At 62.2% G+C, this 13213-nt stretch carries 13 protein-coding genes; 6 read left to right on the plus strand and 7 right to left on the minus strand.

All coding sequences use genetic code 11. The features are described from left to right. Positions 1-44 precede the first annotated feature (44 nt). Entirely contained in the window at positions 45-1112 is a 1068-nt protein-coding gene (locus tag G3T16_RS11955; RefSeq protein WP_163495461.1) for a GGDEF domain-containing protein, read from the plus strand. Here the strand turns inward: G3T16_RS11955 and G3T16_RS11960 are convergent. Continuing rightward, complete coding sequence (locus G3T16_RS11960; RefSeq protein ID WP_163497077.1) at positions 1100-2062, minus strand: glutathione S-transferase family protein; 963 nt, start codon at positions 2060-2062, stop codon at positions 1100-1102. The two genes, G3T16_RS11955 and G3T16_RS11960, sit on opposite strands and share 13 nt — an antisense overlap. Positions 2063-2340: 278 nt before the next feature. On the opposite strand from G3T16_RS11960, the gene G3T16_RS11965 reads away from it, so the two are divergent. The 5 genes from G3T16_RS11965 to G3T16_RS11985 all read left to right on the plus strand — a co-directional run bounded on the left by G3T16_RS11965 (position 2341) and on the right by G3T16_RS11985 (position 7055). Continuing rightward, positions 2341-3510, plus strand: a complete 1170-nt coding sequence (locus G3T16_RS11965) for an IS4 family transposase (RefSeq protein WP_163494389.1) — start codon at positions 2341-2343, stop codon at positions 3508-3510. A gap of 97 nt (positions 3511-3607) precedes the next feature. Then, positions 3608-4468 (plus strand): pirin family protein, encoded by an 861-nt coding sequence (locus G3T16_RS11970; RefSeq protein WP_163495462.1) that lies wholly within the window; start codon positions 3608-3610, stop codon positions 4466-4468. A 73-nt stretch (positions 4469-4541) separates the two neighbouring features. After that, on the plus strand, positions 4542-4811 hold the full coding sequence (locus tag G3T16_RS11975) for a hypothetical protein (RefSeq protein ID WP_163495463.1): 270 nt from the start codon (positions 4542-4544) through the stop codon (positions 4809-4811). Positions 4812-4872: 61 nt separating this feature from the next. Beyond that, positions 4873-6153: a dicarboxylate/amino acid:cation symporter gene (locus G3T16_RS11980; protein ID WP_163495464.1), complete on the plus strand. Its 1281-nt coding sequence runs from the start codon at positions 4873-4875 to the stop codon at positions 6151-6153. 251 nt (positions 6154-6404) lie between these two features. Next, positions 6405-7055, plus strand: coding sequence for an MBL fold metallo-hydrolase (locus G3T16_RS11985; protein ID WP_163495465.1), 651 nt, complete (start codon positions 6405-6407; stop codon positions 7053-7055). A gap of 25 nt (positions 7056-7080) precedes the next feature. On the opposite strand, the gene G3T16_RS11990 is transcribed toward G3T16_RS11985, so the two are convergent. From G3T16_RS11990 to G3T16_RS12015, 6 genes are all read right to left on the minus strand, one after another. After that, positions 7081-8514 carry a M48 family metalloprotease gene (locus G3T16_RS11990; RefSeq protein ID WP_163495466.1) on the minus strand — a complete coding sequence of 478 codons (1434 nt, stop codon included), beginning with the start codon at positions 8512-8514 and terminating at the stop codon, positions 7081-7083. Positions 8515-8523: 9 nt separating this feature from the next. Then, on the minus strand, positions 8524-9234 hold the full coding sequence (locus G3T16_RS11995; protein ID WP_332102818.1) for a hypothetical protein: 711 nt from the start codon (positions 9232-9234) through the stop codon (positions 8524-8526). Then, a complete protein-coding gene (locus G3T16_RS12000) occupies positions 9195-9833 on the minus strand; it encodes a hypothetical protein (protein WP_232059054.1) in 639 nt (212 codons plus the stop codon). The genes G3T16_RS11995 and G3T16_RS12000 overlap by 40 nt, the downstream gene beginning before the upstream one ends. Then, complete coding sequence (locus G3T16_RS12005; RefSeq protein ID WP_163495468.1) at positions 9817-10815, minus strand: VWA domain-containing protein; 999 nt, start codon at positions 10813-10815, stop codon at positions 9817-9819. Before G3T16_RS12005 ends, G3T16_RS12000 begins: the two co-directional genes overlap by 17 nt. An 11-nt stretch (positions 10816-10826) precedes the next feature. Beyond that, on the minus strand, positions 10827-11915 hold the full coding sequence (locus G3T16_RS12010; protein ID WP_163495469.1) for a VWA domain-containing protein: 1089 nt from the start codon (positions 11913-11915) through the stop codon (positions 10827-10829). A 116-nt stretch (positions 11916-12031) separates the two neighbouring features. Continuing rightward, positions 12032-13213, minus strand: coding sequence for a hypothetical protein (locus G3T16_RS12015; protein ID WP_163495470.1), 1182 nt, complete (start codon positions 13211-13213; stop codon positions 12032-12034).

Genomic DNA, 13213 nt, shown 5'->3' on the forward strand with positions numbered 1-13213 from the left:
CTGGACGATTGTGAGCGATCATCGCGAATAAGAAGGAGGTTTGAATGGCATTGCTTCACCTTCTCAAAGGCGCCGAATCCATCTCCTCGCTGAGGGATCGGAATGCGGCTGCCGCCATGGCCACCACGGCCATTGTGCACCTGTTCCAGCCGCTGACTTTCTGGTGGCTGCGGTCTGAGACCGCCAGCGATTCATTGTTGATGGTGTCGCGCACCGGGCCCAACGGCGTGTGGCTGAGCAACGCCGACAAGGTCGGCGGCACCGAGCGGCTGGCCCGGGACGACCTCTATCAACGCCATCCCCGGGCGCGGGAGGCCATTGAGAGCCACAGGACGCTCCACGTTCCTTTGGCCAATGGTAATTACAGCGTCCTGCTGCCGTTTTTCAATCCAGCGGACAAACTCGACAGTCTGCTGGTGGCCGAGTGTCGGGAACCGCTCAACCCGGAGCAGCAGGACGGCATCTTCTGCTTTCTGCATTTCTATGCCAATTACCTGGCACTGCTTGACTATGGTGAGCTGGATACTCTGACCGGACTGCACAACCGCAAGACCTTCGATGAGGCTCTTGAACGCCTGCTGGCCTGCCAACCGGAGTTCGTGGGGCCGGGCGAAAAACGCAGCGTCGATGCCTCTCATCCGTTCTGGCTCGCCGTGCTGGACCTGGACTACTTCAAGCGGATCAATGATACCTGGGGCCATTTGTTTGGCGACGAGACTTTGCTGCGTTTCTCGCGCATGCTGAAGGAGACGTTCCGCCACGAGGACCGCCTGTTTCGCTTTGGGGGCGAGGAGTTTATCGTCCTGGTCCGGGCCCAGGACCGCGATCATGCGCAACAGAGTTTCGAGCGTTTCCGCCGCCGGCTGGCGGCTACCGAATTTCCCCAGGTCGGCACGGTGACCTGCAGCGTCGGTTTTACCCAGCTGGATCCGGCCCGCCCCGCTATCGATACCCTTGGCTGTGCCGACCAGGCCCTGTATTTCGCCAAGGCCAATGGCCGCAACCAGACTTGCAATTATGAGGCCTTGATTGCGGAGGGCCGGATCGAAGTGCATGCCCCGGTTGAAGGCGGCTCGGGGCTGGGCTTCGATATCGACGACTACTTTGCCTGATGGTAGTCGATAGCCGGACCCACGGGGACGATACCGGTGGGGTTTATGTTGCGGTGGGAGGCGTAGTAGTGGGTCTTGATATGGTTGAAATCCACTGTCCCGGCGACCCCTGGCAGCTGAAAGATATCCCGTATATAGCCCGGAATGTGCCGATAGTCTTCCAGCCGCTGGCGATTGCACTTGAAATGCCCGTGGTAGACCGAGTCGAAGCGGATCAGCGTGGTGAACAGCCGGATGTCGGCCTCGGTCAGCCGGTCGCCTGTAAGGTAGCGATGCTGGCCCAGGTGCTGGTCGATATGGTCCAGCTCAGCGAACAGTTCCCGGTAGGCCTCTTCGTAGGCCGCCTGGGCCGTGGCGAAACCCGCCCGGTACACGCCGTTGTTGACTGCCGGATAGATGCGCTCGTTCCAGGCGTCCACGTCGGCGCGCAGTGCTTGCGGGTAGAGGTCCAGCGTGTTGCCGGTGAGGTCGTCGAAGGCGCCGCCCAGCATGCGGATGATTTCGGCCGACTCGTTGTTCACAATGGTCTGCCGCTCACAGTCCCACAGCACCGGTACCGTCACGCGTCCGGTATAGTGAGGGTCGGCGGCGGTATAGACCTGGTGATGAAACTGGCGATCGGCGACCAGGTCGCCGCTGCTGCCCTCATCCCGGTTGAAGGTCCAGCCATGTTCCAGCATCAGCGGGCTGACCACCGATACGCCTATCAGCTCTTCCAGACCTTTCAGACTGCGCACAATCAGGGTGCGGTGTGCCCAGGGGCAGGCCAGTGACACGTACAAGTGGTAGCGCCCTGCCTGCGCGGGGAAGCCGCCATCGCCGTCGGGCCCGGCGCTGCCATCGGGCGTGACCCAGTGGTGGAAGCTGGCGCTTTCACGCACGAAGCGGCCATCATTGCTGTCTGTGTCATACCAGACATCCTTCCATTTTCCGTCTACCAACATGCCCATACTGCTCTCCTTGTGGTCTGGACGCACTGCCCAGTGCAATTGCTGGGCGGACCCGGTTGGGGTGATGCGTCGCATCTTAATGCTCCGTCAGGAGCCTGTTGAAAGAATAGTATTCCTTTCAATAAATACGAAGATTCACTACTGTCCGGTTAACTAAGTCCATGATTCACGTAACTGTATGAATAGGCTAATTTTTTCGCCAAATATTTGTGGTGTCGACTTGAGCGCGACTGCGCTTTCAGGTGACCTTCCGGGAATCTATTCCCAGAGGACTCCCCATGTACACCGGCAAAACTCTGTTTGCGCAGTTGATGGACTTCCTGCCATGGACTACGTTCACGCGAATCGTCGATCGGTATGCAGGAAATCGTCGTGTACGCACGCTGCCGTGCACCGAACATTTTCGTGTGCTGGCATTTGCGCAACTGACCTACCGGGAAAGCCTGCGCGATATAGAAGCGTGTCTTTCGGCGCAATCGGCCAAGCTCTACCACATGGGCATTCGTTCGCCGATCAAGCGCTCTACGCTGGCCGATGCCAACGAGCGGAGAGACTGGAGAATCTACGCCGAGTTTGCGCAACGGCTGATTGCACAGGCCCGCAAGCTCTACGCCGAAGAAGACCTGGGGCTCGATCTGTCGAACACGGTTTACGCGCTCGACTCGACAACCATCGACCTCTGCCTTTCGCTGTTTCCGTGGGCACCATTTCGAAGCACCAAGGCAGCGGTCAAAATGCACACGCTGCTGGACCTGCGCGGAAATATCCCGAGTTTTATACATGTTTCCGACGGCAAGATGCACGATGTCAACGTGCTCGACCTGCTGATTCCGGAGCCGGCAGCAATCTACGTAATGGATCGTGCTTACCTCGATTTCGAACGGCTCTTTGGGTTGCACGACGCCGGAGCGTTCTTTGTCACCCGCGCCAAATCGAATACCGACCTGCGGCGGATCTACTCTGCTCCGAGCGACCGGACGCAGGGCATTATCTGCGATCAGACGGTGGCGCTGTCGGGATTCTACAGCCACAAACATTATCCCCACCATCTGCGTCGGATTCGCTTCAAAGATCCAGAGACAGAGAAAACACTCATTTTCCTGACCAACTTGTTCGGTCCTCCACCAATAACCATCTGCGAGCTGTACAAGGCCCGCTGGCAAGTCGAGTTATTTTTCAAATGGATCAAGCAACATCTCCGGATCAAGAAGTTCTACGGCACATCGGAGAACGCGGTGAAGGTGCAAATCTGGACCGCTGTGTCGGTATATGTGCTCGTCGCTATCATCAAAAAGCGCCTCGATTTGCAGCCTTCGCTCTACACTCTATTACAGGTATTTTCCATCACCCTGTTCGAAAATATCCCTTTAAACAAGGACTTTCTCGACACCAAACAGATCCTGGAGGATGACATGATTTCTAACCAACTGAATTTGTTCCATAATTAACCGGACAGTAGTGACGAAGATTGTCAGCTAAATTATCCAATTTTCATCCGAAGAAAACGGGCTAATATGATCTTTCAAGCCTATAGGAGGATCAGCGATGGCAGAGCGCAGCATTCAGGAAGTAAGAGCAGCCCAACCCAGCCGCGACGGGGACGGCGTGGCTATATACCGGGTGGCCGGGATGCAACACGCGGCGATGGATCCGGTGCTGATGATCGACGAGTTGCGGTCAGAGCAGCGCGAGGATTTCATTGGCGGTTTTCCGCCTCATCCCCACCGGGGCATGCAGACCTTGACCTACATGAAGCACGGCGGCCTGATTCACGAGGACAACAGTGGCAACCGCGGCGAAATCCGCAGTGGCGGTGCCCAGTGGATGTCGGCCGGGCGCGGCATTATCCACTCCGAGATGCCGACAGTGGATACCCGCGGACTGCATGGCTTCCAGCTGTGGGTCAACCTGCCGGCGGCGGACAAAATGAACGAGCCCGACTACCGCGATATACCCGCACAGGAGATGGTGACCCTGGCTGCCGCCGCTTTTGACGCTACGGTGATCGCCGGTAACTGGACCCTGGATGGCGAGTCCGCCAGCGGGCCGCTGCAAACCCTGGCGGCACGGGCGGGCGTGCTGGATCTGCAACTGCAACCCGGGGCGGCCGTGACGGTAGAGGTGGCGCCCGGAGACTCGTTGCTGGGCTACATCTACGCCGGCAGCATGCTGCACGAACAGCGTGAGCTGGGCCCGCGGCAGTTGCTGATCACCAGCCACGGCGAGCGCTGGCAGCTGCTGGCTGGCGCCGGTGGCGCCTCGCTGTTGCTGCTGCGCGGGGAGCCCCTGGGCGAGCCAGTGGCCCAGTATGGCCCGTTTGTGATGAATACCGCGGCGGAAATAGAGCAGGCGATACAGGATTACCAGAACGGCCGCTTTGTGCCGGAGGCGAGGCCGCTACAGTAGAGCTGCGTTTTCCATGCGGCAATGATAGGCTAGCGTCTTTTCGGCCCCTGACGGGCTACAAGGAATGATTTGCATGTGGCGCTCGTTAGTGTTCATCGGCTTGTTGCTGGCGCTGGCCGGCTGTGGCGCCAGCCAGCCGCCAGCCACCCCCGAGGTAGACCAGGCTGCCGATCCTGCAGTAGTGGAGTGCAGTGAACCCCGGCCCCAGGTCTGCACCATGGAATACGCACCGGTGTGCGCCCGGCTGTTGGCGGGGGGCGAGCAAACCTATTCCTCACCCTGCAACGCCTGTGCCGATGATGCGGTAGCCTCCCATTCGCCAGGCGCCTGTCCAGAGCAGTGAATGCGCCCAACTGGCCACCGGTGAAATACCTGCTCCACAAGTCGATAACAAGGACTGGCGGATGAGCCTGACGAACCGAATTCTTATCGCCATGGTTGCGGGAATCCTCATGGGCTCCCTGCTCAACCTGGTGCTGCACAGCAGCGCCCTGGGCGAGACCTATCGCGGGTTGATCAACGATTATCTGGTGTACGGACTGTTCGACGTGGTTGGCCGGATTTTCATCGCCTCGCTGAAACTGTTGGTCGTGCCCCTGGTACTGGTGTCGCTGATCTGCGGGGCCAGCTCGCTGGGCGACAGCGCGCGCATGGGTCCCATTGCGGTCAAGACCCTGCTGTTCTACCTGTTCACCACCGCAATCGCCATTTCCATCGCATTGCTGGTGGCGGTGATGATCAGCCCTGGTACTGGCGTGGAACTGGCAGGCGAGGCCGACTTTGAGATCGCCAAGGCGCCGCCGCTGACCGATGTCCTGGTCGGGATATTTCCCTCCAACCCGGTACAGGCCATGGCCGAAGGCAATATGCTGCAGATTATTGTCTTTGCACTGCTGTTCGGCTATGCCATTTCCCACGCCGGAGAAGCGGGGAGTCGCGTGGCCGGCTTTTTCCGTGACACCGAAGCGGTGGTGATGAAAATGGTCGGGATTCTGATGACCATGGCGCCCTATGGGGTGTTTGCGCTGCTGGCCAAGCTGTTCTCGGAAATGGGAATAACCGCGATCGCGGATCTGGCGGCGTACTTCTTCACCGTGCTGGGCATCTTGCTGTTTCACGGCACGGTCGTCTACGGCCTGCTGCTGAAGACGCTGACCGGCCTCTCGCCCCGCATCCTGATGCAGAAAATGCGCTCGGTGTGGGCCTTTGCCTTCAGCACCGCCTCCTCGGGCGCCACCCTGCCGATTACCATGCGCACGGTGGAGCGCCGCCTGGGTGTACACAACTCGGTGGCCGGCTTCACAGTGCCGCTGGGAGCGACCATCAATATGGACGGCACCGCGATCATGCAAGGGGTCGCGACCGTCTTCATCGCCCAGGTCTATGGCGTGGACCTGTCGTTGACGGCCTATATGACCGTGATATTGACCGCTACCCTGGCTTCCATCGGCACCGCGGCGGTTCCCGGAGTGGGTCTGATCACGCTGGCGCTGGTGCTGGAACAGGCGGGCCTGCCGGTAGAGGGCGTCGCGCTGATCATCGGGGTCGACCGGCTGCTTGACATGGTGCGCACGATGGTCAACGTCACCGGTGATGCCACCGTGGCGGTCATCGTGGGCAAAAGTGAACAACAGTTCGATGAACAGGTCTACCTGGATCCCAGCGCCGATCTGGAATCCCGATAAACTGGAGGGCACTTACTTTGGTTCGCTCCGGCAGCAGGTCGGCGTCCTGGGAGGGTGCTTTCGAGGCCGTATGCGACATGGATGCGCGGGGCCGCCTAGGCATCCGAGCCCCCATGGACGGGTTCAGAGCCTGCCCCATGAGCGCAGCGAGTGCTTTGGGTACGGCGTGTCTCGAAAGCACCCTCCCAGGACGCCGACCGGGATACGAAGTCCAAAAGTGCGCGCCATTCCCCACTAAATCTGGATTTACTATGTCGATACAAGTTTCCATCGTGCCAGTCACCGCCTACCAGCAGAACTGCTCGATCGTCAAATGCCTGGCCACCGGCCGGGGCGCGGTGGTGGATCCGGGTGGTGACATCGAGCGGATTCTGGAGGCGGCCCGGAAAATGGATGTCGTGATCGAGAAGATTCTGTTGACCCACGGCCATATGGACCATTGCGCCGCCGCCGATGTGTTGCGCCAGCGCTTGCAAGTCTCTATTGAGGGGCCGCAGCGTGAGGACGATTTCTGGATCGGGAAACTGCCCGAGTGGTGCCAGATGGCGGGTTTCCCCCATGCGGATGCCTTTGTACCGGACCGCTGGCTGGAGGAGGGGGACACCGTCACGGTAGGTGAGCAGACCCTGGAGGTGTTGCACTGCCCCGGCCATACCCCGGGCCACGTGGTCTTCATTCACCAGGAGCAGAAGGTCGCCTGGGTGGGGGATGTACTGTTCCAGGGTTCCATCGGCCGTACCGACTTTCCCCGCGGCAACCATCAGCAGTTGCTGTCATCCATCCGCGACAAGCTGTTCCCGCTGGGTGATGACATCACCTTTATCCCAGGGCACGGCCCCACGTCGACCTTCGGCCAGGAGCGGCGCGCCAACCCCTTCGTCGCCGACAGCCGCTACGGTTGAATGGTGCGCAAGGTGATCGCAACGCTCACTGGATGACCTTCACCCAGTCCCCCACCCGCGGCTCGCCCCGCGGATAGAGGCCGTTCAACAACCGCAGCTGGGCTTCGGCATCGGGGATGCGGCTGCTGGCGGCCAGACTGGCCATGGTGGCGCCGCGCGGCACCTGGATATAGCGCAGATGGCGCCCGCTGGCGACCTCCCGCTCCTGCGGGTGCAGCGGGCGGAAGCTCTGGATGATCTCCAGCAGAGTGCCGTCGGCGGCGGCGAAATCTTCCGCTTTGCCCTCAAACAGGTACTGCCAGTTGTGGTTGACTACAGCCAGCCGGCGGGCGTCTGCATCGTTGCTGGCCACCGCGCTGTAGCCCTTGAGTCCGGCCTGATCCAGCTCCAGGCCCTCGCTCAGGGCGCCGCTGGCCGCGGCCTCCAGCGCTTCGCGAGGCGACTGCGCCGGGTCCGGCTGGCGCAGGGTCAGGGTAAGAGTGGCACTGCCATCCGGCGCGCTGGCGATAATCGCCGAACTGCTGCTTCTGACCCGCCAGTCGGGCGGGTGGGCAAAGCTGAATTCCAGCTTGCTATGGTAGTAGCGCCCCTCCTCGCGTTTGCTGGCCGGCCCCCAGGGCAGGCCATCGGTACGGCGCTGGAATTCACCCGGTACGCTGGGGTCTTCCAGTGGCTCGCCCGCGCCCAGTTCATTGGCGGCGCGCACCACGGTCTGCAGGCGCTGGTCGTTGCGCGGGTGGGTGGCGTAGAGGCCATGATAGGTGCCGGCGGGTTTGCCGCTGGAGCGGGCCCGCACCCGCTGGAACTGTTCCTGGTCCTTGAGCACGGCGATGACCTCCAGCAGCGCGTCGGGCTCATAGCCGCTCAGGTACATGTACTTGGCGCCCAGGCCATCGGCTTCCAGCTCGTGCTCGCGGCCATAGCCGCGCACCAGCTCGGTGCCGTACATCGCCGCGGAATCCATGATCTGGCGGCTGCCGGTGAGCACCCCCGCCGTGACGGCCAGTACCTTGTTGGTGATGCTGGCGGACTGCTGGCGGGCCGCGTGCCGGGCGGTGATGTGGGCGATTTCGTGGGCCAGTACGCCGGCCAGCTCCGCCTCATTGTCGAGGTAGGACAGCAGCCCCCGGTTGATATAGACATAGCCGCCGGGGGTGGCGAAAGCATTCAAGTCGGGGCTGTCGATTACCGTGAAGGTGAATTGCATGTCCGGCCGGTCACTGTTGGCTGCCAGGCGCTGGCCCACCCGGTCCACGTAGGCCTGCAGTTCCGCGTCTTCGTAGAGGCCGCCCTCCTTGAGGATCTCGGCGTGCATTTCCTCCCCGATCCGGACCTCTTTGCCCTGACTCATCACCACCACATCGGCGCCGCCGGTGGCGGGATTGCTGGCACAGCCGGAGGCCAGACCCAGGGTGATGAGCGCGATCGCGGTCAGCAACAGCAGCGGGGAGCGGATCATGGTCACCTCCTAGTAATGCTGCGACAGAAATTCGAGCAGCTGGTCGCCGATGCTGTCGCAGGCGGTGCCCTGCACCGGGGCAATGATCGGGATGGGCAGCACTACCGCCGGCATGTAGGATTGCCCGATGGCGGTCGCGTTGATGCGGCCCACTTCGGCGCGCTGGCCGAAATTCCAGATCGCGGCTTCGTAGGTCGCGTCATTGGACCAGGTGCCAAAGCCGAAGCAGCCCGCGCCGCCGGGGCCGATACCACAGGTCATGGACCCGGCCGAGTCCGTGCGCACGGTGCTGCCGTCGATCCAGATCAGGTATTCGGGGTCCATGGCAGCGAGTTTCTCGGCCACCGGCGCGTGCTCCAGCAGACGCTCCAGGTCGGCCGGCTGCAGCGGGGCGGTGCGCGGCTCGAACCACGGATACATCGCATTGATGAACTCGAACTCGTCGACGATGCGGATAGACTTGTCCCGTGCGGCGATGTGATTGCCCACGCAGCGGATGAAATCGGGCTCGGTTTCATAATCGCTGGCGTGGCGCCGCCCCAGGATGATGACTGAAGCGTCCCCGATCCCGTCGACCGGTGAATTGAATACCATATGGTCGACGGTGGCATTGACACAGCCGCCCAGCAGTGGGGGCACGCAGCAGCATGCAATGCGGAGCAGACAGGCGCGCAGAGTCATCACTGTGCCCTGCGCCGCCGGGGCAGCTGTGCCAGCCATTGTTCTACCTCCGGCACCCGGGTGAAGCTGCTGGCGAAGTGGGCGCCGGCATCGCGCAGGGCCACCACGGCGGCGAGATTGACCGCACCTTCATCGCTTTGCATGAATGCGGTGGGCGTCTTGCCGTAGGCGGGCATGGTCCATTCGGCGATGGGCTCGCCATTGAGCGTGAGCAGTTGCAAGCGGTAGCGCATCCAGATCTCGTAGACCTTGACGCTGGTATGGGCAGGAATGGCATATTGCAGTTCCTCCACGCTTGGTACCAGGACCGCGTCGACCACCGGGTTCATCTGGCCGGGGGCGGGCCTGGCGTCCATATGCACCACCTTGCGGAACATGCCGTTCAGCAGTGTATCCCACAATTCCACCTGGGCCTGTCCGGACTTCACCAGCCAGCTGGACTCGGCCCGTCCGGCGGCCTCGTCGAAGAACTCGTGCTGGGCGAATTCCTCGTCGTACCAGACACCGAGGGTCAGCGGCAGCTCGTTCATGACCGGGGCCGGGAATTGTCCCTTTACCACCACCTGCTTGGCGCCACAGCCCGCCAGCACCAGGGCGAGCAAGGCAACCCCCAGCCAGCGCTCAGGGTCTGAAATCATTGAGCCCGACAAAGGTGCCTCCATTGCGGTAGGTCAGTTCTCTCATCAGTGTAGCAAATCGTATACCCGTGGCTTGCAGATGAGGCGCCCGAATGAACTGTACGGGAAAGCCGACCGCGTGAATTCTCACCAGCCGCTCGCCCTCGCGGTTGGCCTGGTTCAGACGATCCACCGTGTTTACTACCTGGGCGATGGAATTGCCGGTGAATTCGTCGCCGAAAACGTAAATGCTGATCCGCTTGCCGGGGTCGTAAAATGCCCGGATAGCCTGGGTAATACCCTCTACCGGGCTGGAGTTGCTGAACACATTCCAGTTGCGCAGGTTCTGCATGATCGCATTGCGGCGCCCTGGAGTGTCCGGTATCCACTGCCCGCGATAGCGGCTGAACATATAGTCACCCATGTCGTTCATGATCTGGATGCCCTTTACCTCTGGATAGATACTCAAAACGGCGTCCAGTTCCGCCATCATGCGCTCCCAGGCATAAGAAAACATGGAGCCTGAGGTGTCGATGACAAAAACGATGTACTCGCTGTCCACGGGTATGCCACCGATATAATTGTTCTTGGCCTGGTACTGCAGGCCCAGCAGACGCTCTTGTTCCTCCGACAGGGCCTGTTTTGCAATCGCCAGTTGTTCTGTGATGACTTCATTGGTGTTAGTAGCCACCTGCAGGCTGTCATGGCGGGAGCGCAGCGAGGCGAGCTGGCCGCGCAGGATGGCGATGCGTTCCTGATGCTCTGACAGCTGCTCCTGGCGGGCGTTGAGGTCGCGGTTCAGGATCCGGGTTTCGCCGCGAATTTCGAACAACTGGGCCTGCAGGTCGGCCATCACGCCCTGCAGGTTGACGGTAGAGGCCTCGATGATCTGCGGCTGCACTGTCTTGGTAATCATCAACAGCAGGATGATTGCACCGAAGCCACAACAGATGACATCGAGGAAAGACAGGGAGAACTCTTCAGTGGCGCGCCGTTTACGCATGGTTCACAACCTCAGGGCCAGTCCCGCGAAGGGCTCAGAAAACTGCCGCGGCTGGACTGGGCCAGCTGCCAGAACTCGGAGGCGGCCATCGGGTCACCCTCCATCGGTGCCAGGATGACGTTCACCGGGACGTTGCGCGGCAGCTGCTTGATCGCCTGACGGTAGTGATCCAGGCGCTGTTTGCCGCTGACGGTGGAGCCCCGCGGGGCGCCGGTGCCCTGAGTGGGCAGGCCGTCGGTGATCAGAAAGATGTTGTCGGGGGCCGGACTGAAGGCCTGCAGCGCCAGGAAGGCATTCTCCAGGCTGGTGCCCCCGGCCGGCACCCGTTGCCGGAGCGCGGCGGAGACAGCTTCCAGTTGCGGCTGATCGGCGACCTCCAGCCATTTGCCCGCGGTGGCAGGCAGGGCCGTCCCGGCTTCGGTATTGAAGGTGATGACCTGGTAGCTGGCACCCACCGGCAGTTGCGCGGTGAGCCAGTCCACGGTCCTCAGCGCCCGGCTCCACTTCTCTGCCCGGCGCTGTACGTCCGCGGCCATGTTGCGCAGCCGGATGATGTTCACCAGCCGTTCCGCCAGCATGCTTGAAGATACGTCCAGCAGGATGACTATGTGTTGGCCGCCCAGGTTCAGGCCGGTCAGATACTGGCGGTTGCCCTCGCCGACAAAACTGCGGGCGCTGCGGCCACTGGTATCCTCGGCGGCCACGCGCAGTCGCTTGACTTCTTCTTCCAGGGCCTGGACCTCGGCCTTGAGGCTGTCCACGTCGCTGTCGCTGGCATCATCCCCGCGCAGTGCGGCGATCAGGGATTGGTACTCGTCGATTTCGTCGCTCACGCGGGTCGCCCGGCCCTGCGCCTCGACAATCGCCAGATCCACATCGGACAGCGCATTGCGCAGCTGTACCAGACCCTCTTCGCCGTCGCGGATGTCCTCCTCCAGCATGTTCACCTCCGACAGCAGGTCCCGATTCAGCTCGCGGGACTGCACCTCGATGGAGTGATCTATGATCAGGTAGACCAATACCACCGCACCGAAGCCACAGGACATGATATCCAGGAAGCTCAGATTAAAGGTGCTAAAGCGGCGCTTTTTCCTGGCCATGAGTGGTATCCGTCAGCCGCTGACCGTGATCAGCCGGGCTTCGCTGTTATCGGCCAGGCCCAGCCGGTCGCCGCTTGCCACTGCTTCCCCGTCACGGCAGGGCTTGCCATTACAGGTCAGCGTCCCGCTGCCGTTGCCGCGCAGGCGCCAGCTTCCCGCTTCTTCTGCCAGCTGCCAGCCGCCGCCGAGATCGGTGCCGTCCGCCCGCAAAGGCTCGGCGTGATGATCCCGCAGTATATGGGTGGGCGCCACCGCCTCCGGCCGTGTCGGCGCGGCGGGTGCCGGTGCTGCCGCGGCTTTCGTTGTGGTGGGCGCGGCCGGTAGCGTGTCTTCCCCCAGTTGCGGCAGGCAGTTGACGAAGGCCAGCGATTCCTCACGCTGCACCAGCCGTGGCTCGTGGGCGGCCAGCACCCGGGGAGGGCGTCGGCCTCCAGCAGAATGCCGGGCAAGTGCTGTTGCAGGCCCGGCAGCAGCGCCGTCACCGGGTCCAGCAGCAGCTGACCGCCGGCCCCCTGTTCGGCCATGCTGGCGTTGACACTGCGGCACAGCGCCTCGCTGGCCGGTTGCAGGTCGGTGCGGGTTATACGGGCGTGATAGCCCTGGACGGCAATGCTCACCTCGGGGCTGCGTTGCAACTGCCGCAGGGCGGCGGGCAGCGCATCGTACAGCTGCTGTTCGGTTTCCGCCCGCCGCCGCGGGTCGAAGCGGGTCTGGCGAACGAAGGCCGCCGCGACGGTGCTGACCAGGCGCTCCTGCAATTGCAGCAGACCGCAGCCGGACAGGGCCACCGTATGCTGCAGTGCCACCTCGCCCTGGGCGGACTGCAGCTGGCTCAGCAGGGCCTGGTGCAGCTGCACCTCCAGGTGAAACAGGGGGCCATCCGCCCGGTACAGACTGGCCAGCGCCACGCTGCGGTTGACCAGGCCGACTGCGGAGAATGGACACTGCTGGATAATGCCCAGCAGCAGCGCCAGTTGTTCCTTGTGCATGCTGCCCGGCACCGCCAACAGCAGTTCCCCGGGCTGTCCGGCTTCCTTGTGCAGTGCCTGCAAATGGGCATGCACCAGGTCCGCGCTGTGGCGGGCGGGGCCCAGCGCGGGTTGCAGTGGCTCGGTGCTGAGCTGCCACCAGTAGCGGGTGGACACATCCCGGGGCCGCAACCGGGCCGCCGCCCGGGCGGTAGTGCCGAAGCGGTATTCCCGCCCTTCCAGCAGGGCATAGCCGGGGCTCTGCAAACGTCTGTCGCCGCTCCACAGCTGCAGGTTGCTGTCGTTGATGTCGAGGTAGGCTATGCTCAT

It is taken from the genome of Kineobactrum salinum (assembly GCF_010669285.1).
GTDB classification, from domain to species: domain Bacteria; phylum Pseudomonadota; class Gammaproteobacteria; order Pseudomonadales; family Halieaceae; genus Kineobactrum; species Kineobactrum salinum.

Coding starts and splice junctions, on each gene's coding strand:
- G3T16_RS11975 (WP_163495463.1), top strand. CDS start 4,542: ATGTGGCGCTCGTTAGTGTTCATCGGCTTGTTGCTGGCGCTGGCCGGC.
- G3T16_RS12005 (WP_163495468.1), bottom strand. CDS start 10,815: ATGCGTAAACGGCGCGCCACTGAAGAGTTCTCCCTGTCTTTCCTCGAT.
- G3T16_RS11970 (WP_163495462.1), top strand. CDS start 3,608: ATGGCAGAGCGCAGCATTCAGGAAGTAAGAGCAGCCCAACCCAGCCGC.
- G3T16_RS11980 (WP_163495464.1), top strand. CDS start 4,873: ATGAGCCTGACGAACCGAATTCTTATCGCCATGGTTGCGGGAATCCTC.
- G3T16_RS11985 (WP_163495465.1), top strand. CDS start 6,405: ATGTCGATACAAGTTTCCATCGTGCCAGTCACCGCCTACCAGCAGAAC.
- G3T16_RS11995 (WP_332102818.1), bottom strand. CDS start 9,234: ATGGCTGGCACAGCTGCCCCGGCGGCGCAGGGCACAGTGATGACTCTG.
- G3T16_RS11990 (WP_163495466.1), bottom strand. CDS start 8,514: ATGATCCGCTCCCCGCTGCTGTTGCTGACCGCGATCGCGCTCATCACC.
- G3T16_RS11960 (WP_163497077.1), bottom strand. CDS start 2,062: ATGGGCATGTTGGTAGACGGAAAATGGAAGGATGTCTGGTATGACACA.
- G3T16_RS12010 (WP_163495469.1), bottom strand. CDS start 11,915: ATGGCCAGGAAAAAGCGCCGCTTTAGCACCTTTAATCTGAGCTTCCTG.
- G3T16_RS12015 (WP_163495470.1), bottom strand. CDS start 13,213: ATGAGCATAGCCTACCTCGACATCAACGACAGCAACCTGCAGCTGTGG.
- G3T16_RS11965 (WP_163494389.1), top strand. CDS start 2,341: ATGTACACCGGCAAAACTCTGTTTGCGCAGTTGATGGACTTCCTGCCA.
- G3T16_RS11955 (WP_163495461.1), top strand. CDS start 45: ATGGCATTGCTTCACCTTCTCAAAGGCGCCGAATCCATCTCCTCGCTG.
- G3T16_RS12000 (WP_232059054.1), bottom strand. CDS start 9,833: ATGATTTCAGACCCTGAGCGCTGGCTGGGGGTTGCCTTGCTCGCCCTG.